This is a genomic window from Lacticaseibacillus casei DSM 20011 = JCM 1134 = ATCC 393 (genome assembly GCF_000829055.1).
Classification (GTDB): domain Bacteria; phylum Bacillota; class Bacilli; order Lactobacillales; family Lactobacillaceae; genus Lacticaseibacillus; species Lacticaseibacillus casei.
Genome location: NZ_AP012544.1, coordinates 2,657,386 through 2,678,001, shown reverse-complemented (window position 1 = coordinate 2,678,001; position 20,616 = coordinate 2,657,386). Strand labels below are relative to the sequence as shown.

20 protein-coding genes and 1 pseudogene are annotated in these 20,616 nt (G+C 49.0%); 18 read left to right on the top strand and 3 right to left on the bottom strand.

What is annotated here, in order from left to right; translation table 11 throughout:
• Positions 1–34: 34 nt before the first annotated feature.
• Entirely contained in the window at positions 35–817 is a 783-nt protein-coding gene (locus LBCZ_RS12865) for a DeoR/GlpR family DNA-binding transcription regulator (RefSeq protein WP_025013737.1), read from the bottom strand.
• A 207-nt stretch (positions 818–1,024) separates the two neighbouring features.
• Here LBCZ_RS12865 and LBCZ_RS12860 point away from each other — a divergent pair, with 207 nt between their 5' ends.
• Positions 1,025–1,504, top strand: coding sequence for a PTS sugar transporter subunit IIA (locus tag LBCZ_RS12860; protein WP_025013736.1), 480 nt, complete (start codon positions 1,025–1,027; stop codon positions 1,502–1,504).
• Between the two features lie 88 nt (positions 1,505–1,592).
• Here the strand turns inward: LBCZ_RS12860 and LBCZ_RS12855 are convergent, their stop codons facing one another.
• On the bottom strand, positions 1,593–2,645 hold the full coding sequence (locus LBCZ_RS12855) for an IS30 family transposase (protein ID WP_039639785.1): 1,053 nt from the start codon (positions 2,643–2,645) through the stop codon (positions 1,593–1,595).
• 157 nt (positions 2,646–2,802) lie between these two features.
• Between LBCZ_RS12855 and LBCZ_RS12850 the strand changes: the two genes are divergently transcribed.
• From LBCZ_RS12850 to LBCZ_RS12835, 4 genes are all read left to right on the top strand, one after another.
• Positions 2,803–3,123 (top strand): PTS sugar transporter subunit IIB, encoded by a 321-nt coding sequence (locus tag LBCZ_RS12850; protein ID WP_025013320.1) that lies wholly within the window; start codon positions 2,803–2,805, stop codon positions 3,121–3,123.
• 97 nt (positions 3,124–3,220) lie between these two features.
• Positions 3,221–4,807 (top strand): PTS galactitol transporter subunit IIC, encoded by a 1,587-nt coding sequence (locus tag LBCZ_RS12845; protein ID WP_039639877.1) that lies wholly within the window; start codon positions 3,221–3,223, stop codon positions 4,805–4,807.
• Positions 4,800–5,036, top strand: a complete 237-nt coding sequence (locus LBCZ_RS12840; protein ID WP_039639879.1) for a hypothetical protein — start codon at positions 4,800–4,802, stop codon at positions 5,034–5,036. The genes LBCZ_RS12845 and LBCZ_RS12840 overlap by 8 nt, the downstream gene beginning before the upstream one ends.
• Positions 5,033–5,761, top strand: a complete 729-nt coding sequence (locus tag LBCZ_RS12835) for a class II aldolase/adducin family protein (RefSeq protein ID WP_025013321.1) — start codon at positions 5,033–5,035, stop codon at positions 5,759–5,761. The genes LBCZ_RS12840 and LBCZ_RS12835 overlap by 4 nt, the downstream gene beginning before the upstream one ends.
• A gap of 338 nt (positions 5,762–6,099) precedes the next feature.
• Here the strand turns inward: LBCZ_RS12835 and LBCZ_RS12830 are convergent, their stop codons facing one another.
• The gene (locus LBCZ_RS12830) at positions 6,100–6,825 is read right to left on the bottom strand and encodes a GntR family transcriptional regulator (RefSeq protein ID WP_039639881.1); all 726 of its coding nucleotides are present in this window, start codon (positions 6,823–6,825) and stop codon (positions 6,100–6,102) included.
• Between the two features lie 223 nt (positions 6,826–7,048).
• Here LBCZ_RS12830 and LBCZ_RS12825 point away from each other — a divergent pair, with 223 nt between their 5' ends.
• From LBCZ_RS12825 to LBCZ_RS12770, 13 genes and pseudogenes are all read left to right on the top strand, one after another.
• Positions 7,049–8,374: a PTS sugar transporter subunit IIC gene (locus LBCZ_RS12825; protein ID WP_025013322.1), complete on the top strand. Its 1,326-nt coding sequence runs from the start codon at positions 7,049–7,051 to the stop codon at positions 8,372–8,374.
• Between the two features lie 41 nt (positions 8,375–8,415).
• Positions 8,416–11,055: a glycoside hydrolase family 38 N-terminal domain-containing protein gene (locus LBCZ_RS12820; protein ID WP_039639883.1), complete on the top strand. Its 2,640-nt coding sequence runs from the start codon at positions 8,416–8,418 to the stop codon at positions 11,053–11,055.
• A gap of 1 nt (position 11,056) precedes the next feature.
• Entirely contained in the window at positions 11,057–12,349 is a 1,293-nt protein-coding gene (locus LBCZ_RS12815; RefSeq protein ID WP_025013323.1) for a glycoside hydrolase family 125 protein, read from the top strand.
• Complete coding sequence (locus LBCZ_RS12810) at positions 12,346–13,239, top strand: ROK family protein (RefSeq protein WP_025013324.1); 894 nt, start codon at positions 12,346–12,348, stop codon at positions 13,237–13,239. The genes LBCZ_RS12815 and LBCZ_RS12810 overlap by 4 nt, the downstream gene beginning before the upstream one ends.
• A complete protein-coding gene (locus tag LBCZ_RS12805) occupies positions 13,239–14,669 on the top strand; it encodes a glycoside hydrolase family 1 protein (RefSeq protein WP_025013325.1) in 1,431 nt (476 codons plus the stop codon). The genes LBCZ_RS12810 and LBCZ_RS12805 overlap by 1 nt, the downstream gene beginning before the upstream one ends.
• A 17-nt stretch (positions 14,670–14,686) precedes the next feature.
• Positions 14,687–15,001: pseudogene (locus LBCZ_RS12800) on the top strand (PTS sugar transporter subunit IIB).
• 15 nt (positions 15,002–15,016) lie between these two features.
• Positions 15,017–15,343, top strand: coding sequence for a PTS lactose/cellobiose transporter subunit IIA (locus LBCZ_RS12795; protein WP_025013326.1), 327 nt, complete (start codon positions 15,017–15,019; stop codon positions 15,341–15,343).
• Positions 15,344–15,370: 27 nt separating this feature from the next.
• Positions 15,371–15,970, top strand: a complete 600-nt coding sequence (locus tag LBCZ_RS15130) for an EndoS/ChiA family endoglycosidase (protein WP_052253382.1) — start codon at positions 15,371–15,373, stop codon at positions 15,968–15,970.
• Positions 15,960–16,562 carry an EndoS/ChiA family endoglycosidase gene (locus LBCZ_RS15125; protein WP_052253383.1) on the top strand — a complete coding sequence of 201 codons (603 nt, stop codon included), beginning with the start codon at positions 15,960–15,962 and terminating at the stop codon, positions 16,560–16,562. The genes LBCZ_RS15130 and LBCZ_RS15125 overlap by 11 nt, the downstream gene beginning before the upstream one ends.
• Before the next feature lie 549 nt (positions 16,563–17,111).
• The gene (locus tag LBCZ_RS12785) at positions 17,112–19,157 is read left to right on the top strand and encodes a BglG family transcription antiterminator (RefSeq protein ID WP_025013327.1); all 2,046 of its coding nucleotides are present in this window, start codon (positions 17,112–17,114) and stop codon (positions 19,155–19,157) included.
• A gap of 39 nt (positions 19,158–19,196) precedes the next feature.
• A complete protein-coding gene (locus tag LBCZ_RS12780; protein ID WP_025013328.1) occupies positions 19,197–19,823 on the top strand; it encodes a bifunctional 4-hydroxy-2-oxoglutarate aldolase/2-dehydro-3-deoxy-phosphogluconate aldolase in 627 nt (208 codons plus the stop codon).
• A gap of 16 nt (positions 19,824–19,839) precedes the next feature.
• Complete coding sequence (locus tag LBCZ_RS12775) at positions 19,840–20,304, top strand: PTS sugar transporter subunit IIA (protein WP_025013329.1); 465 nt, start codon at positions 19,840–19,842, stop codon at positions 20,302–20,304.
• Between the two features lie 19 nt (positions 20,305–20,323).
• Complete coding sequence (locus LBCZ_RS12770) at positions 20,324–20,611, top strand: PTS sugar transporter subunit IIB (protein WP_010490817.1); 288 nt, start codon at positions 20,324–20,326, stop codon at positions 20,609–20,611.
• Positions 20,612–20,616: the final 5 nt, after the last annotated feature.

Here is a 20,616-nt window from a genome sequence, read left to right as displayed (position 1 = left end):
TCGTTCGCTGCAACGAGGTGCTTTTTGTGCTTTTCTAATAATTTTGATGCGGATACGTGAGCTGAATATGGTAGTTTTCAAACAAAGGTTGATAGGCTGAAGACGGCTGCTTGTCGGTGACGATTTCGTTGATTTGATCCATGTTGGTAATGCGGATGTAATCACTTTGGTCGAATTTGGTTGAATCGATGCCAAAAATCACACACTTAGCAGCATCAATCATGGCTTCTTTGACTGCTGCCTGTTCCGGATCGGCGACGTAAATGCCGTCAGCATCAATTGAACTGGTTGATAGCAGGGCAAAATCAGGGTGAAAACTTTGAATTTCGCGAACAGTGGTCGAGCCAAGTGTTGTAGCCGTTCGTGGCACCATTTTGCCGCCAGCAATGATGGTTTCGACATTGTTCAGCGAATTGAATTGGAGGCCCATGTTGACGTTGTTGGTGATGACATGCAGCCCGACTTGTTCATGGAGTAACTCGGGCAGACTGAAAAAGGTTGAACTGCCATCAATGAAAAAAGCGGCATTGCTGGGGATTCTGGCAGCAATCTGCCGACTAATCAATCGTTTAAGACGCGCGTTTTCGTTGCGTCTTTTTTCATACGTAAATTCAAGGTTATTGCCTTGCAGCAGCTGAATCATCCCATACTGCCGGCGAATGATGTTGCTTCTTTCAAGCTCGATCAGATCGCGGCGCAGTGTTGATTTGCTGGTGAACATTTGCTTGCTGAGATCAGCAATGCTAATTTGCGGCGTATCACGCAAAATTTGAATAATTTCGTTTAACCGCTCAAATTTAGCTGGACTTTGTGACATGGTAAACGCTTCCCTCAATTGATTTTTGTTGAATCATTTTGGACCAGTTTGGCTGAGTTTCGTGAACGATTCTCAACCTCAATGAACCTTGTTAAATACCGTAGACATAGGCCTGTAAGCGATTTAGCATTAATAATGTGATGAGGGGAAAGATTCAAGAAGGTTCAAAACAATTGATTCAACTTTTCATATTGAGGGGAGCTAGTTATGGATTATAGCACAATGATTCACAAAGACTTGATTTTTTTGAATGAGGATGCTGCTGATCGCAAAAGATTGTTCAGGGATGTGGCAAAAAAGATTCAGGCCGCTGGGTACGTTAAGGATACGTATGAGGCGGCACTGAACCGGCGAGAGGACGCTTTTCCGACCGGCATTGTTTTTCCGGAAATATCCGTGATGTTGCCACATGCCGATCCTGTCAACGTCAACCGACCATTTATGGCGATTGTCAAAAATGCCCAGCCGGTGCGGGTTTTACAGATGGGCTATAACAAGCCGGAAGATGCGACCGCGATGTTCTTTCTAGGTATCACGGATTCAAGCCAGCAAGTCGGACTTTTACAGATCTTCATGGATTTGTTACAGAACGGAAAATTTGTCGCCAAGTTCAAGGCGATCAATGATCCGGAAGCAATGTACGAGTTTTTTGTTAACATGTTTAAAGCACAAGTCGCAGGAAAATAATTCGTAAATTGCAAGAACAAGTTAGCCAGTCGTTGAGGACAATCCCAGAACAGGCCGTTATCAAATAGAAGTTGTGGCGCTAGAGAGACTACTGGGCCATGCGGCGAACGCGCCGAGCTTCGGCCTCAAAGTTTTGCTGGGGTGTGCAGTAGCCCTGTTGTTTGCGAGGCAACTGATTCAAGCGGTCTTGCGTGGCCTGCACTTGACTAGGGCTAATGTCATCTAGGGACATGCCCTTAGGGAAGTCCTGGCGGATCATCCGGTTATGTGCCTCGTTGGTGCCACGGTCGCAGGACGTGTAAGGATGGGCGTAGAAGATCTCAGTTTCCGTCCCAGCAAAAGCAGTATTTAAGGCGGTGAACTCGGGTCCGTTGTCGGCTGTGATGGTCTTGATGCAAGCTCCCCATTCGCGCTTGATTCCACGCAATGCATAGCTCACAGAGTCTGCATCTCGTCCTTCGATCAAGCGGAGAAGTTGGCAACGGGTCTTGCGCTCAATCAGAGTCAAGATGACGCTCTCCTTGCCATTGCGTTTACCGACAATGGTATCCATCTCCCAGTGACCGAACTGCCTGCGTCGTTCAACGACCTTAGGCCGTTCCTCGATACTGCGGCCAGCCAGGCGCTTAGCCTTGGTGTGGTGCTGGTGAGAGGTCTTCCGCTTAGTCTTCTCCAACAGGTCGATATTTCGAATCTCTAGGCGTTGGTCGTCAATGTACTGGTACAAAGTCGAGGCACAAACAAGCTCTTCAGGAGTAAACAGCTTGTGTCGCTTGGCATAGCCGATTGAAGCATCCGGCGACCATTTGTCCTGCTTAGCTCGCTGTACGTACCAGGCTAAGAAGACCTGTACGCTGGCGAACTTGTCAGGACGATGACAGCTCAAGCGTGCAGTCTCGTAACGTACCTGAGCAGCCTCTGGCAGGTATTGTCGATGGTAGACGCGCTTGCCATTACTCTTCTTGACCTGATCTACTGTACCTCGCTTGATTTCATTATTAATGGTCTGCGGGCAGACGCCAATTTCAGCAGCAATCCAACGATTGGACTTCCCAGCTTGGCGGAATCCGGCCACTTTTCCGCGCTCGAGTGATGTTAAGTGCTGACCTTTTTGGCGGTGTGTGCTATCCTGTTTCTGCATCAAGACAATATCCTCTTCCATTGTTTGTGTAGGAACTTCAATGATACAGGATATCTGTTCTTGATGTTTTTTATTGTCCAAAAAATTTTGAGACAGTGGCTAACTTGATTCTAAAATGCGCGCAGGAAAATAATTTAAAAAAAGGAGCGTAATTATTATGGCAAAGATTGTTGTTGCATGTGGATCAGGCGTTGCATCAAGTGAGGCTACGGCCAGTCGAATCAAGGATTTCTTTGAATCGCATAATGTCAAAGGTGTGTCGGTGGATGCAACCGATTTTAAGCAGTTACCTGAAGTATTGCACAACTATGACGTTTACGTTTGGATCGCCAAGCCGAATCAGCAATTAGAGGACTTAGCTAAAGAAAACCATATTGCGGTGGTTAATGGCATGCCGATCTTTATGAATATGAATCCGGAAAAGTCGTACAAACAAATCATTCAGGCTTTGAAGAATATGCAGAATGCCGGCAAGTGACGTCTTATGTCACGCGCACCGATGCAGCAGGTTTTGGCCTTTTAAGTGAAACAGTTACCTGCATCGCGGGTTGTTAAGTTGTGAGGAGGTAAAAATCGTGACGATTCTAAAAGACGTCGTTAATTATATCCTGAATCTCGGGGGACCGGTGTTTGTTCCCTTAATCATGCTGATTCTGGGATTGGTTGCTGGGTTGAAGTTCAAAAAATCGATTGTGGCTGCGTTGACATTAGGGGTTGCCTTTTCCGGGATGACCTTGGTTGTGAACTACATGATGGATGCCATTTCACCAGCCGCCAAATCCATGTCTAAGCTATTCCACCTGAGTCTTAATGCGATTGATGCAGGGTGGACAGGCGTAGCGGCAATCACATGGTCGTATAAATCAGCTTTTCTGTTTTTCCCGTTATTATTAGCCATTAATTTTGTCATGTTGACCTTTAACTGGACCAAAACGTTAAACGTTGATATGTGGAATGTCTGGAACAAAATTTTCACTTACGTTGTTGTATTGTACTTTACGCATAATGCCTTCTTTGGTTTCTTGGTTGCCGGGATTCAGATCGTATTTGAATTGAAAGCCGGCGACATGTGGCATCGGCATATCGAGGATCTGACAGGGATGCCGGGAGTCACGGTGCCACATTTCATCACGCTGTTTGCGGTGATCTTACAGCCGCTGAATAAATTGCTTGATTTTATTCCGATCATGAACAAGCCGTTTGATGCTGATGCTTTGCAGAAGAGAATCGGCGTCTGGGGTGACAACACCGTGATGGGTGCATTGATCGGGGTGCTGCTTGGCTTTGGTGCAGGGTATTCCATTTCCGGCTCACTCAACTTAGCGGTTAAAGCGGCGACAGCCATGACGCTGTTTCCAATGATTTCCAAACTTTTCATGACGGCGTTGCAACCCATTGCCGATGCGATGAGCGGCTTTATGCAAAAACACTTTAAAGGCCGTGAAGTTTATATCGGGCTTGATTGGCCGATTCTTGCCGGGCGTAATGAGTTATGGGTTACCGTGATTATCTTGGTACCGATTATGTTGATTTTCGCCATGATCTTACCGCATAACACAGTGTTACCATTTGCCGGCATCATCAATCTATCCTTTGTCAATGCGGCGCTGTTACTGACAGGGGCGAATCTGTTACGCATGATTACGCTGGGCATCATTACAACACCGATTTTCCTGTATGGCGCCACCTATTTTGCCCCGGTCATCACTAATCTGGCGAAGACAACCGGAACGGTCAAGGTTCAAGCTGGACAGCAGTTGTCATGGTCGACTTTTGAAGGACCTGATTTCCGGCTCTTCTTTGCCCAAGCCTTTAATGGCAAATGGTGGGCGATCGCATTGGCAATTCTGTGGACGCTCGGTTTCATCTGGTTGTACCGCGATCAAAATAAAATCAAATTGCCTAGTCAACGTTATGGCACCTTGGCCCCTGCTACTGCAGCGGCCGCGCCAGCCGCGTCAGATACGAATGACACTGCCGATGACGTTGATTTGAATGACTTGAGCGGCTTGGACTTCAGCGATGCCAAAGCTTCTAACGAAAGCAAGAAAACGTCATCGTCGCAAAATAATGAAGTAGACGATGTTGATTTAAATGATCTTAGCGGTTTGGATTTCAGTCAAACCAGTCACGAGAAGAATAAGGATGATAAGCATGAGTAAAACCTGGGCTTCGTTACTGGTTTTCATCGATACTCTTGGCGTCTCAATTGCCTTGTTAGGCGGCAATACCGTGTTATGTCTCTTGATGGGCCTCATTACTTTGATTCTGTACAGAAAAGTCAATCCAATCCTGTTTGGTGATTATGATCGAAAACGGGAAAAACGGTTGGCACAGCGTCGCAAAGTTTTGCTGGCGCAACGTGCAAATAACGGAGGAAATACAAAATGACGGAACAATATGTTTTTGAAGAAGAACGGAAGGATTTAGCAGCAGTTGCGCGGGAGATGTTTGTCCGCAAGAACACCAATGTAGCTGGCGGTAATATTAGTGTCCGGATTACCGCTGACAAGGATTTTGACTATGGTTCAATTCATATTAAAGCAGGCAAAGATTATCTGATCATGACGCCAACAATGATGTCAGAAGCTTGGTACGCAAAGCTTCAACCGACTCAGATTTTGGTGGTAGATCTTGAAACCGGCCAGCAAATTGATGGCGTTGGTCGCTTAACCCGCGAAATCAATATGCATGAAGAAGCTTATCGGGCTAATGACAAAATCCGCTGCGTGTATCATTCACACGCCGAAGAGTCGATGTTCTGGGCAACGGCTGGATTGGACATGCCGAACGTTACCGAGGTCACCGGAGAAGTCGGGCCGATCCGCGTGCTGCCATACGCGCCGGCCTGCTCCAAGGAACTTGCCGATACCGTCTACAATGGACTCAAAGAGGTTGGGGACGTGGCAAAAGAGCATATTTTCTTGCTAAATAGTCATGGCGTCCTGATTACCTCTGAAGACTTGCACCACGCCACCGAAATCTTGGAGACCGTTGAATGGAACGCGAAGATTGCGTATCAACAAACCGTTTTCATGAAGTTGGGCTTGCTGGACAGCTACCAATCATGCGGCAAGCCAACTGATGGGATGTTGAAGCAGCCGTTAAAGGCTTAGAATTTTAAAATAAAGTGGATAAATTAAAAAAAGCGCGGTCATAATTCACGGCCACGATACAGAAGCGGACATACTCTCTAACAAATGGAGTACGTCCGTTTTTAGTTTTCCTAGAAAAATTGGCTAGGATTATTAAGATGATAGTGCCAAAGCGGAGCAATCGTAGGCCAGCTGGGTTTGGAACGGCTTGGAACTAATTGCCTAAGCTTTTTTATCATTCGGAATTTACTAGTATATGAGCGTTATTACCGAATTATGGCTCAGATTGTTTTTGGCTTCTTTGAAGTGGCGTCATGAGGGGACGCCGATCCGACAACTTGTAATCTCAAACAACAGTATCACCCCAAAAAATCCGGCAATTTTCGATGAATATTCAAAACAAACCGGGAGTGATCATGAATGAACCGCGAAACCGAGTATTCGAATGCGTGGCCTTTTTGGTCGTATGCTGTTTGTTCAATGACGAGTACCGGGCTGCCTTTTTTGATATCAAGGGCGTCGGCGGTTTCGGCGTCGGCTCCGGTTGCGTATAAAATGCGGCGGGCGTCGGTTAGCTGAATGCCACGGTTGCCGACGTAATCGTAAATGGAACCCTTTAGAATGTCCTTGTCTAACGGCGCGATGCTAGTGGGCATGATCGTGTGTTCAAGGCTGTAATAGCGGTCATTGATGAGGCGAACCCGTTTGATGTCATAGACGGGTTCATTACTTTTAATGGCAAGATTTTTTTGCTCGGTTTCATTGGGCAAGCGCGCATCAAAATACAGCAGTTTGCTGGAGATGTTTTGATCGCGGTGGGAATAGGTCGCTCCAATTGGCGCATCGAGCGGTAGCAGTTCCTTGTCGTCTTCAGTTGCTCGGGCGCGCACAAAACTACCTGATCCTTGCTGACTGTAAATCAGGCCTTCATCTTGTAAGAGTTTTAGCGCTTTTTTAATGGTTAAACGGCTGGTGTGGTAAGTTTCCGCCAGCTTTTTTTGTGTGGGCAGCGGCTTACCGGCGCGATAGTGGTTCGTTAAAATGTCTTTTTTAATGTCTGAATAAATTTCCGAATAAAGATACAACACCGTCACCTCAATGGCTTACTTGTTAAGCGATTATAACATAAGCGAATGATTTGATAAGCCATATTTTCAAGTTGATCAAGATTAAGCCAGTGTTATCCGGCAGCATCACATAATTTGTATATACAAAATATAAATAAGGATTTACAAAAATTAGGGAAACCGGTAAACTGACGATGCTGGAAAACGTTTTCTTTTCAAAACTACTTAGGGGTGATGCATGATGAAGTTCAATGTGGATAAGCTTCAGGAGCCGTTGCTGAAGGCATCGATGTGGGTGCAGAACAACACGATTCTCCAAGCTGTTAAGAATGCTTTTGTTCGGACGATTCCATTTACGGTGATTGGATCGTTTTCGAACCTGATCAAGATGCAACTGGATGCGTTGATTAAGTCGCAACATTTAAATTGGGGTTGGTTGGCGAGTCTGAGTCAACTTTTTGGTTATCTCGGCGTCGCCACGCTTGGCATTGTTGGCTTGATTGTGGTGGTTTCAAGCGCCTATTCCTACGCGGTTGAGTTAAAGCGGCGTGATGAGAACAAAGGTATGAATGTCATTATTGCCACCTTGTTGGCCTTTTCCGCCTATTTTGTCATGGTGCCGAACAATGTTAACTTTGCCGACCCTAAGGCAAAAGTGATTGAAGGGTTTGCGGCGTCGCTGTTCAGTTATGAAGGGATGTTTACCGGCTTGATTGTCGGGATGTTAGCCGTTGCGCTGTTTGCTTCCTTCAGCCGGTCCAAGTTCACCATTAGGATGCCAGGGAGTGTCCCACAAAATGTATTTGACTCGTTTTTTGCCTTAATTCCGATGACCGAAGTGTTGCTGTTGTTCGGACTGGCGCGGATCGGTCTTCAGGCCATGGGCTACACCAGTTTAATTCAGCTGATTTCAACGGTCATCATTAAGCCGTTACTGACTGTCGGTACCGGATTACCAGCTATTATTGTTGTCATTTTATTAGAACAGATTCTGTGGTTCCTTGGGTTGCACGGTTTCAACATTGTTTGGGGGATCGTTTCCGCGTTCTGGCTGCCGTTATTCCTGCAGAATGTGGCTAAGTTTGCGGAAACCAAAAGTTTTGCCGGCATCTCGATTGCACCTAACACGATGACCAACGTTTACGCGATGATCGGCGGTTCAGGGGCAACATTTGGCCTCATCATCGCCATGCTGATTTTTACCAAAAAAGGTGAGAAAGAACGGGAAGTGGCTAAATTGGCCTTAGTGCCGGGGTGCTTTGGCATCAACGAACCGGTTATCTTTGGCTTGCCGATTGTCTTGAATCCGATCATGTTCATTCCGTGGATTTTCGTACCGCTGTTTAACGCGATTGTGGCGTATGTGGTGACTTCGATTGGCTGGGTGGTACCGCTTGTCGTCTTAAATTCGGGCAATGAGCCGATTTTTGTCAGCACCTGGATCCTTGGTGGGTTGCATATGAGTCCGGTGATTTTGACGGCCGTCTTGGTTGTCATCGATGTTTTCCTCTACGCACCGTTTGTCATTATGAATCAACGCAGTGAACGGCGACTGGCCACGGCATAGTTGGTAGACACGGCATGAAGACAGAAAGAAGAATTTGATTAATGCAAAAAGTTCACGTGATTGCCCATACACATTGGGATTTTGAATGGTACTTCACGCGTCAGCAAGCCCGGGTTCAGTTTGCGTACCATATGGCGGAAGTGTTGCAGGCGCTTGAGACGAATCAACTGGATGCGTATTTACTGGATGGTCAGATGGCAATTGTCGATGATTATTTGCAGACCAATCCCGAACAACGCGATCAGATGCGCAAATTTATTCAGGCGCGGCGGCTGTTCGTCGGGCCGTGGTATACGCAAATTGACGAGATGGGCACCAGTGGCGAATCCATTGTGCGGAACCTGCAACTTGGCCACAAACTGGCTGCTGATTTAGGCGGTGTTATGAAAGTCGGCTATCTGCCAGATTCGTTCGGGCATGGGCAGGACATGCCGAAGATTTATCACGGCTTTGACATCAGCTCGACCGTCTTTTGGCGGGGGATGCCGCATGAGAAGAACGCGCGTTACTTTTACTGGACCGCCAATGACGGCTCCAAAGTGTTGGCCGCAAATATTAAAAATGGTTATTACGCCGGCGTTGAGCTGATTGAAAATGACGATGTGGCGAGTTTACTTCACCGCATTGCCACCGATACGCAGGCGCATGATTTGGTTTTGCCGGTGGGCGGTGATCAGCGCGCGGTTGATTTCAATTTGAAGGATCGGCTGCAAATCGCCAATGCGCAACAAGATGAATTTGACTTGGTGGAAGACAATTATCCGGATTTTTTCAAAGACTTGGCGACAACGCCGGACTTACCAACTTACCAAGGCGAGTTTGTGGATCCGTCTGCCTCGAAAATTCATCGCGGTATTTATTCGTCACGCGCTGACTTGAAGGCACTGTATGATCGGCTCGAACATCTGATGGTCGATGTTGTTGAACCGCTGATGGCCGTGGCGACACACCAGGGCATTGAAGCCCAGTCCGGCATCGTTGAAACCATTTGGAAAAGCATTGCCCGCGGTCAGGCGCATGATTCTTCCGGAGGCTGTAATTCGGATGAGACGAATCGCGACATCGCCCAGCGCGGCACCGATGCCTTACAGTTGGCGGAATCGCTTCGTGACTATATATTACGCAAGTTGGCCAGCAATGCCCCGGATTCGTTGAACGTTTTCTTTTGGAACCCGACGATTCAACCAGTTCACCAAACCGGCCAGATCACGGTGGCAACGCGCGAACCACATTTTAACCTGAAAGATGAAACCGGCGAACCGGTGGCGTTTGAGGTGTTGAAGCAAGAACAAGTCGATAATGCCGTTTTGCGTGGTGATCCCGCTCAAGAGACGCCGGACATCTATTATCGCACGACCATTGTGGTGCCAGTAGTCATTGATGCGCTGGATTGGGTGGGCTTGACGCTTGAGCCGGCGCACCAAGCGATGCCGTTGCGAACCAAAAGCACCACGATTAGCAACGGTGTTTACACGCTGACTTTTGAAGGTGGCAAGCTCTTGTTGACGGATCACCGCACGCGGCAAACCTTTGTCGATCCGCTTCACTTCGAGGATGGCGGCGACGCGGGCGATACGTACGATTACTCGCCGCCTGATCAGGACTGGCTGCTTGACTTGTCGCTTGCGCAGGCCGAGGTGACCGGCCATCAGGGTAAGTTGGTAAGTGACCTGATTTTCCGGGGGAGCTGGCAGTTACCAGGCAAGTTGGCCGATCGCAAGGTGCAAAAGGCTGACGTTGTGATGCCATATACGCTGGTGTTGCAACTGGCCGCTGATGATCCCGTGATCCGATTTGATTTGACGGTCGAGAATACGGTGCGCGATCACCGACTGCGGCTGGTGCTTAAGACGCCAATCAAGGCAAAAGATAGCTATGCCGATACTCCCTTTGGCGTGGCAGCGCGTCCGGTCATCGATCCGCATCTGAAGGACTGGCAAGCCATCGGTTATCACGAGGAGCCCACTGCGCTGCGGCCACTGATTCATTTTGCCAACAGTCACGATCAAAAGACCAGTTGGACATTCCTTGGTTTAGGTGAAAAAGAGTGGCAAATTGTCGGCGAGCAGTTTGATCAGTTAGCAGTGACGATGTTTCGTGGTGTCGGTTACCTCGGTCGGCCAGATTTGAAGCGCCGGCCGGGGGATGCGTCTGGCTTACAGACTCGGTATGTGCCGACTCCTGACAGTCAGCTGTTGGGAACACGGCACATGCGCGGCGGTATTTGTTTGGATGCCACCTTTGATCCGGTTGAATTACAGCGCCGGGTGCAGGCACTGGCGATTGGCAGTCTGGGTTACCAAAACCAGACAATTGATCGCTTTACCACCCCGTTGCAATACTTCCCGATTAACGCAAATCAAACGCCATTGCAACATCACTCTGCGATTGAGCTAAGCGGTTCGGGATTGGTCGTGTCCAGCGTGAGCGCCACTGCGGATGGGACCGGGTATCTCGTCCGGCTGTACAATCCAAACGATCAAACTGACACGGAAGCAACGACGCTTCATTTTGCCCAACCCGCCAGTGTTCGCTTGTTAAATCTCAATAATGAGGTTCGGCAAACAGTCGCAACGGATATGACGGTATTCAAACTGCCTGCCTTTAAGCCGGGTGAGATTCGGACTTATGGCATCTATCCGCGCCAATCGCCAGCAGTGGCAGAAAAGGAGCACGCATAATATGGAAGAAAAGTCAGCGTTGGCAGCAGCCTTAACGGAATATGCTGAAGCCCATCCACTGCCGGATACAGCGACCCAGACAATGTTTCGGACATTATTACCCGACGCGCTGGTTAAAGCGACCCGCCGTCAGCCTGATGGTACGTATTTTGTCGCGACTGGTGATATTCCGGCAATGTGGTTGCGGGATGCGACGTTTCAGGTGTTGCCATATGTGCAACTCATCAAGGACATTCCTGACTTGAAGCCGATACTTGAAGGGGTGCTGCGTCGTGAACTGGCTTTTGTGCGGCTTGATCCTTACGCGAACGCCCTTAATGAAACGGCTAGTGGCGCGCATTGGCGGGCAGATGACGAAAGCGATCGGCCGATGTCGCCGCAAGTTTGGGAACGAAAATTTGAAATCGATACTCTGTGTGCGCCATTGCTGTTGGCGGTGAATCTTTACGCCGAAACCGGGGATGCCAGCATTTTTGACATCGACTTTTGGGCCACGTTCACGCTGATTCTGACGATTTTTGAACAGGAGCAGCATCATGAGCGGTCGCCATATTTCTTTCGGCGGTCGGACACGGATGAAAACGATACGCTTCCCAACAACGGATTAGGCAATCCAATTGGCGAGACCGGCTTGATCTGGGACGGTTTTCGACCCAGTGATAATCGGTGTGAATATGGTTTTCATATTCCGGCCAACCTGTTAGCCAAAACGGTTTTGACCCACTTATTGCCATTGATGCCGGTTGATGAGCGGTTACTGGCCAAGCGGACACAGACGTTGGTGGCAGCGATTGAGCAAGGCGTCATGACATACGCGATTCAAATGTTGCCGAGTGGGGAACAAGGCTTGGCCTATGAAGTCGATGGCCTTGGGCACGTCCGCCTGATGGATGATGCCAATGTCCCAAGCTTGTTGAGTCTGCCGTTTTTAGGCGCCATCGCCGCGGATGACCCACTTTATCTGGCCACAAAGGCATTTATCCTCAGCCCGCAGAATCCTTATTACTCTGAGGGAAAAATGTTGACCGGTATCGGTAGCGAGCACACGCCGCCAGAATATGTCTGGCCGATTGCGGTGGCAATGGAAGGCTTGGTCGCAACGACCGCCGCGGATAAAATGGCGAAATTGTTGTTGCTGGTGGCGACAACCGGCGGAACCGGTCAATGTCACGAAGGCGTTCAAAAGGATGATCCGCTGCAATATACCCGCACGTGGTTTTCATGGGCGAATATGACCTTTTGCCAGTTGGCACTTGATGTGATTCAGCAACAGGAACAGGAAGGATTGCGATGAGTTTAGCGGTGATCGATATTGGCGGCACTACGATTAAGTTTGGTGGCTATGCTGCCGAAACCGGCCTTTTTCAGCAAAACAAGGTTGCAACGCCGAAAACGTTGGCAGCCTTTTATCAGTGCCTGCAACAACAGGTGACGGCGTTGCGGCAGACGACCGAGGTGACTGGCGTGGCGATCAGTAGTCCCGGCGTTGTTGATCAAACGGCGGGCATCATTCGGGGTGCCAGTGCGGTGCCTTATATTCATCATTTTCCGATCGTGACCGAGTTAACCAACCGCTTGGAGCTGCCGGTCACAATCGAAAATGATGCGAACTGCACGGCGCTGGCTGAAGTGCAAGCGGGTGCGGCTGTTGATGTGCGCGATGCGATTTTTCTGGTGCTTGGAACCGGCGTTGGCGGGGCGGTGATTCTTAATGGTCAGCTGCATCGGGGCCGCCATATGATGGGTGGCGAATTTGGCTATATGTGGCACGGCGATGACGATTCCGTCAGCCATCTTGGCACGCTGGTTAACACGGTGGCACGTTACAATCGGCGCCACGGTACTCACCTGGATGGCAAAACGCTATATGAGCAGGCACACAAAGGTGGTCAGGAAGCCAAAAAAGCCGTTCAGCGCATGTTCCATGTTCTGGCCACGACCATTTTCAATTTGCAATATAGTTTTGATCCAGACTGTTTCGTCATTGGTGGCGGGATTTCCCAAAATCCACATTTATTGGCCGATTTGGAAGCGGCGCTGGATGCGGTCATGGCGCAAACCGAACTGGCACCGGTGCGGCCGGTTATTCGGATTGCCAAGTTTCAAGCCGATCCCAATCTGTATGGCGCGGCGGTTCATTTTCAACAAAGTCAAGCCGGTTTGAGCCGCTTAGAAAGGAAGTGATGGCCATCCAATTTGCAGCTGATTTTACCTGGGGTGCGGCCACAAGCGGTCCCCAAGCAGAGGGCACCTTTCACAAAAAGCATGAAAATATCTTTGATTATCATTACCATACGCGGCCACAGGATTTTTATCACAATGTCGGTCCTGATGTGGCGTCAAACTTTTACAACGATTATGAACAGGATCTGAAACTGTTGAAGCAGGCGGGGGTTCAGGCGCTGCGGATTTCGATTCAATGGACACGCTTGATTGATGATCTTGAAGCGGCCACGGTGGATCCGGCAGGGGCGGATTATTATCGACGCGTGTTTGACGCGATGCATGCGCTGGGGATCACGCCGTATGTGAACCTGCATCATTTCGATCTGCCTATTGCCTTGCAGCAGCGTTATGGCGGCTGGCAGTCCAAACACGTTGTCGATCTGTATGTGAAATTTGCGCGGCGGTGTTTTGAACTTTACGGGGATCAAGTGACGCACTGGTTTACGTTTAATGAGCCCAAGGTGATTGTGGACGGGCAGTACTTATATCAATTTCACTATCCCAATCTGGTTGACGGTAAGGCGGCAGTTCAGGTTGCGTATAACCTCAATTTGGCTAGTGCCAAGGCGGTGGCGGCATTTCGTGAGGTCAACCAGCATCCGGATGCGACCATCGGCACCATCATCAATTTGACACCGGTTTATCCGGCCTCCCAGTCTGATGGTGATCGGGCAGCGGCGCGATTCGCGGAGCTGTGGGCGAATGATCTGTACTTGGAACCGGCCATTCATGGGCGTTTCCCGGAAGCGCTGGTCGAACGACTGAGACAGGATCACGTTTTGTGGGCGTCAACGCCTGAAGAATTAGCGATCATTGCAGCCAATCACATTGATGTATTAGGCGTGAATTATTACCATCCTTATCGCGTGCAGACGCCGGACGTGGCACCTGACAGTCTGCAACCGTGGTTGCCGGACATTTATTTTGACGAATACGATATGCCCGGACGCAAAATGAATCTCGACAAAGGCTGGGAAATTTATCCCGACGCGCTATATGACATTGCGATGACCATCAAAAAACGTTACGGCAATATCGACTGGTTTGTGGCGGAAAATGGCATCGGCGTTGCTGACGAGGAGCGCTTTTTGCAAGACGAGGTGGTGCAGGACGATTACCGGATTCAATTTATGACCGATCACCTGCGCTTCCTGCATCAGGCGATTGAAGCCGGCGCCAATTGCCATGGGTACTTTGTCTGGACTGGCATTGATTGCTGGTCGTGGCTGAATGCCTATAAAAATCGATACGGCCTGATCCGCAACAATTTGCGCAATCAAACGAAGTCGCTGAAGAAATCCGGTTACTGGTTCCACCAAGTTGCGGCGACCGGTTATGTGCCGGACGCCGATTCCCAACCAGCGCGCGTTGAAAAATCGACCCAATAGAAAAGAGGAACTTCATTATGGCTGAAAATCCGAAAACAATCATGCTGGTTTGTGCGGCAGGAATGTCGACCAGTATGTTGGTTAGAAAAATGATGGATGCTGCTGAACAAATCAAGGCTAACGTCAAAATCTTTGCAGCTTAGGCAGCAGATGCAAAAGACAAGTTGGCAGCCGAGCATCCTGACGTTTTACTGCTCGGTCCCCAGGTACGCTATTTGGAAGGCGACTTTAAAGCAGCCTTGTCGATACCGGTCGCTGTTATCAATATGTCCGATTACGGCTTGATGAAAGGCGACCGGGTTTTACAGACCGCGCTTGATTTAAAGGCTTAAGGGGGGACGAGGCTCATGGACGAACAACAACAACTGGTCGTGATGCAGCTCATTATGGCTGGCGGCAATGCGAAGAATGCCGCATTTGAAGCCATTCGAGCAGCAAAAGTTGGCGACTTTAAACAGGCAAAAGCCAAACTCAAAGAAGCCGATCACTTCTTAGCCGATGCACATCAAGCTCAGACCAGCATGTTGACCGCGGAAGCAAACGGGCAGCATCAAGCTGTGTCACTTTTGATGGTTCACGGCCAAGATCACGTCATGACTGCCATTACGTTTCGCGACTTGGCTGAGGAAATCGTGGCGTTGTACGAGCGGTTGGGTGAGAAGGCAGACAGCTGATTTTGCTTGATTGGGAGGGTCATGACAATGAAAAAGGGTTTTAAGATACGGTGGGTAAGCTGGCTGATCATCGCCAGCGGGATCTTTTTAAGTCTGATGATGAAGCCGCAGTCAGTGAGTGCGTCAGCGGAAACGCCGCAAAAGACGTTTATGGTTTATTATCGCGCGTGGCGGGACCAAGCCATGCACGGGGTTAATACAACAATTTTGGATCCGAATCCGCAAAGTATGCTGGACTTGCCATACGGGATTGATATTATCAACGTGTTCAGCTACGTTCCAGCCGGTCAAGAGGCCAAGGCGCAACCATTTTTCGATAAGTTAAAAACCGTCTATGCACCGGAAATGCATCGCCGGGGCGCAAAACTGGTTCGTGCTTTGGATTATGGTCTTATGGTCGATGGCTTAATTCAGCAATATGGCAAAAATCCAACCGCAAGCGAGATTGATGAATATGTGCAGACATTGATCTATGAATTGTCCGGTCAATGGGGACTGGACGGCATCGATATTGATATGGAACAGTACCCAGATGCCGAAAAAGTTGCGTTGTCAGATCGTATTATTCAGACAATGGGACAGTATCTAGGCCCCAAAGCGGGGAAATGGCACCTTATTGATTTATGATACCAATGGCAGTTACCTTGCCCCGTTTGAAAATGTCATGGGCTACTTTTCCAAGCTCGGGTATCAACAATATGGCAGTGGGCCAAATCGAACCGAGAAAATGCGCCAAACTTATACGGCGGCTGGCTTTCCGCAAGCTCGGTTGCTGGCTGGATTAAGCTTTCCGGAAGAGGGCGATCATAATCGCTGGTATGACACCGATCCCAATCATTTTTTACGCTCGAACATGCATACGGTTGCAACGTTTTCGCGTGAAAATTTAGGCGGCATGTTTGTCTATGCCGTTGATCGCGATGGCCGGACTTATGATGAGCCGGATTTCAGTCACATTCGCAAGACAACCTATCGCTGGACGAAAACCGCGATTCTAGAAACAAAGGGTTATCCATTAAATGAGATTAAGGTAGCGGCATATCGCCACTTGAAAAAGATAGCGCCACGGATATCACCGATACAATATCAATTGCTTTACCGTCAAATTAACCAAGCAACCAATGCTTTTGAAGTCAACAGCGTCTTCATAAGAGATGACTTTAACGGTGCGATTGATCCTACCTTTGATGCTGTTAACCAGATTCAGATGGATAGGTGAATGCGCAGACAGTTGTATCCAAGATTACATTTTTAACGGTGTCGAGTTATTGCTGAGATTGGCGTAACCTTCACATTAGCTTAATAAGACGAGTGAATTTTCCGATCTACAGAAAATTCACTCGTCTTTTGTTGTCTCAGAGGGTAGTCAGTCAACCTTTTTTAAATGAGTAAGTGCCAAGGCGGAGCAATCGGAGGCGGGGGCGGGCTCAGTGGTGAGATTGTACTAGCCGGGCGGTCTTCCCGGCGTAGTACAAGGCCGAGCTTAGAGACTCTGCCGGTTTTGCAGAGGCTCTAAGTCGTGCCCACCACGTTCCAGCCCAGTCCCCGCCGGAGATTGCGGAGTTTGGCACGGCAAGGGACACATTACGTTAGATCTTCAGTATTTTTTCCACCCAAGCAAAAACCCATAACCACGCGCTTGAGGCAGACATAAGTTCACCTTGAACATTCCGGATCCGAATGGGGTGGACAAAAGCCGGAATGAAAGCGCCGTCATACGGGCAGTTTGTCCCGTACAATTGATATTGGACCTGGAGGTGAGGGTTGAGTGAAGAAACGCAATCTGCAAATCCTTTCAGAAATTATTCGGCATCCTAATTTGAAAAGTGGTGATTTGGAAAAACAATTTAAAATTACGCGGCGCCAACTTGCTTACGCTTTGGCCCAAATCAATCAGGAACTGGTGGATCATCAGCTGCCCAAAATTACCCGGACCCCGCGAGGTGAGTTTGTCACCCCGAGCGAAGTAGCTGACTTTTTCAATGTCCAGGCAACCGAAGCGCCGCAACCTTATGTATATCGCGAAGAAGACGAGCGCATCTTGCTCATTTGCCTGTATTTACTGGTCAGCGACGAGTTGTTATCACTGGTGCACATCTATGATTTCAGCGGCGTGAGTCGGACAACCACGTCAGCTGATTTAAAAGCAGTTGCCCGATTCCTCGACGAGCGCCAATTGACGCTGAAGTACACGCGGCAGGCAGGCTATTTTATCGCCGGTTCCGAACAGGTGATGCGTAACCTGTTGAATTATCTGGTCACCCAGCTGTTGACGTATGACGATGGTCGCAGCTCAATCGAGCAGTTAGGCAAGGTGCCCACAGAGCAAGTCATTCATTTTATTCACAAAATCGAAAATGTCCGGAATGTCACGTACTCCGATGAATCGTTTAGCTTTTTAATGCTGGCGGTGCTGATGAACGTGACGCGCAATCTATCGCATCGCGCCAAAGATACACCCTACTTTGAGCATCAGATCAGCGATACGCAGGAGTTTTCACAGCTAAAACCGCTGATTCCGCAGTCGTGGCTAACGAGTGATTCGGATGCGGAGTGGTTGGTGATTCTGCTGTTATCGGCCAACACGATTCGCGGGGATGTTGGGGTCGCCGATCAAGCGTTGGTTGCGGCGATTCGTACCATGGTTGCCAAATTTGAACAACAGACGTTCATCAAAGTGGCGGATCAGGATGACTTTGTGAAACGGCTCCTCGCCCACTTGCGACCGGCGATCTTCCGTGTTCGCTATGGCTTGCATCTGCGCGACATCGGCATCGGGCAGGTGATGGCCGCCGATCCCCGTCATCGGTTTATGGTCGACACCATTGACGCGATTATCGAACCGCTCGAGAAGCTGACGGATAAAACCATTCCCGAAGATGAGCGCAACCTCATTGCCTTTTATTTCGACGGTGAATTGGAAAAGTCAGCCGACTTACACGTCAGTAAGGAACGCGCAGCAGTGGTTTGTACCAACGGCCTGATCGTTTCCAAACTGATGATTCAGAATCTGCGCCGGTTATTTCCGGAAATCAGCTTTTTATCCGCCACCTCGGCGCGTGAATTCGAACACTTTTCCGGTGACTACGATCTGGTTTTCACCACGGTACCGTTAAAAACGTCAGCGCGGCAATATATCATTCACCCGTTGTTAAGCGAAGATGAGCAAGTTCAATTGCGGTACCGCGTGTTGAATGATATTGGCGTGAAAAATATCCAAACAGGCATTTCGGCATTGACGGCGATTGTGCGCAAACACGCCAAAATTACGGATTCCGCGGGGCTGGATCATGCCTTGCGCCGGTTTTTAGCCGATCAAGGGGTTGAGGAACTCCCGGAAGTTCACCAGCCGCGCTTGTCAGCGTTGACGGCGCCGAATCTGATTCAGATCGGTCAAAGCCGCGATTGGCAAAACGCCTTACAGCAGGCAATTGAACCGTTGGAACGGTTGGATTATGTGACCGATCCGTTTCGCCAAACGTTGATCGACGAGACAGCAGCTGCGGATAATTACAGCTTCATTGGAACGGAGGTTGCCATTCCCCACACAGTTCCGGAAAACGGGGTGCTCAACAATGGCTTTGCCTTTTATATTCTGAAACAGCCGGTGATTTATCCAAACGGGTTTCACATTCGCATGATCGTGCCGATTGCCGTTAAAGACACTGATCAGCATCTGCAAGCGATTCAGGAACTAGCGGAGATCATTGCCGACACCACCACTTTGAAGCAGTTGTTCGCTGCCAAAAGTGGCCAACAGGCTTACGAAATCTTGCAACATTACGAAAGCAAATCAGGTGCAAACCTGAAATAAAAAATTAAGCAACACGTTACGAAATACAAGGAGGGCACCATGGAATTATCTGAATATCCAACTTTTACCGTGATTATGCGCGGTTACACGCCGGAGCAGGCCGATGCGATCATGCAGGCCATGGCCGGTTTTGAAAATCAGTTCGGTGTTGAAGTCACGATGAATACGCCACATGCGCTCGACATTATTGAGAATGGCAATGCCCAATATGGCGATCGTATCCACATCGGGACCGGAACCGTCACGACGCTGGACGAAGCAAAGGCAGCGATTGCCAAAGGTGCCAAGTTCATGCTGAGTCCGATCGAATTCACGGACGACATTTTCGCTTATGCTAAGGCGCATGACGTCATCACGGTGCCGGCAGCGATGACGCCGACTGAAGTGCACGACATGTTTGAAAAAGGCGCCGACATTGTCAAAATTTTCCCGGCAACCACGGTCGGGTCAGACTTCTTTAAAGAGATTCAGGCCCCACTCGGCAAGTTGCCATTAATGGCAGTTGGCGGCGTGTCGCTGGCAAATGCCAAAGACCTGTTGACGCATGGGACCAGTTACTTGGGCATCGGTTCCAAAATGTTCAACGCTGAAGATTTGGCTAACCGGAATGTGGACGGGTTGGCGGCTTCTATGCAGGCCTTTGTCGATATCAAATACGCACTATAGAAAGGGGCTTGGATCTGTGGCGGTTGATTTAGTCATTGATAAAAAATTATTACTGCCTCACTTGGAGGCAAAGGACAATCTGGACGCGTTGAGCCAGATTGCCGACAACTTGTTTGCGCAAGGCTACGTCAAGGAAGGGTATAAACAGGCGATTCTTGATCGGGAAGCCACGTATCCGACCGGCCTGCCATCACCGCGACCGACCGTAGCGATTCCCCATGCAAATTATCAGCTGGTGAAAAAGACCACCATTTCGGTCGCCACCTTGGCGCATCCGGTTAAGTTTCACGATATGGGGGATGTCAACAACGTCTTGGACGTGGATGTCATCATTATGATGGCCATTGGTGAACCGCATGGCCAAGTCGAGATGCTGCAGAAAATCGTCGATGTCATTCAAGACGATCAGTTACGCCACGCCATTGCGGATGCAGCGGATGTGGATGGGTTGTATCAATTGTTGGCGAAAACGTTTGAATAAAAATGGAGGTACGGAAATTATGGCTGCTCATATTTTAGTTGCATGTGGTAATGGTATCGCGACGTCAACTGTGGTTGCGTCGAAGATTAAGAGTTTTTTGGCAGAAAAAGGGGTCGATGTTGAGACGACCCAGACGAAGTTAATGGAAGTTCCCGGCAAAGTCGAAAACTACGATTTGCTGGTAACGACTGGCCAGTTTGAAGGGCAAACACACGGGGTTCCATATATTCATGGTCTGCCATTGTTAACCGGCGTTGGGGCGCAAGAGACTCTCAACAAAATTTACGAGACGGTTAAAGACAAGTAAGCAGG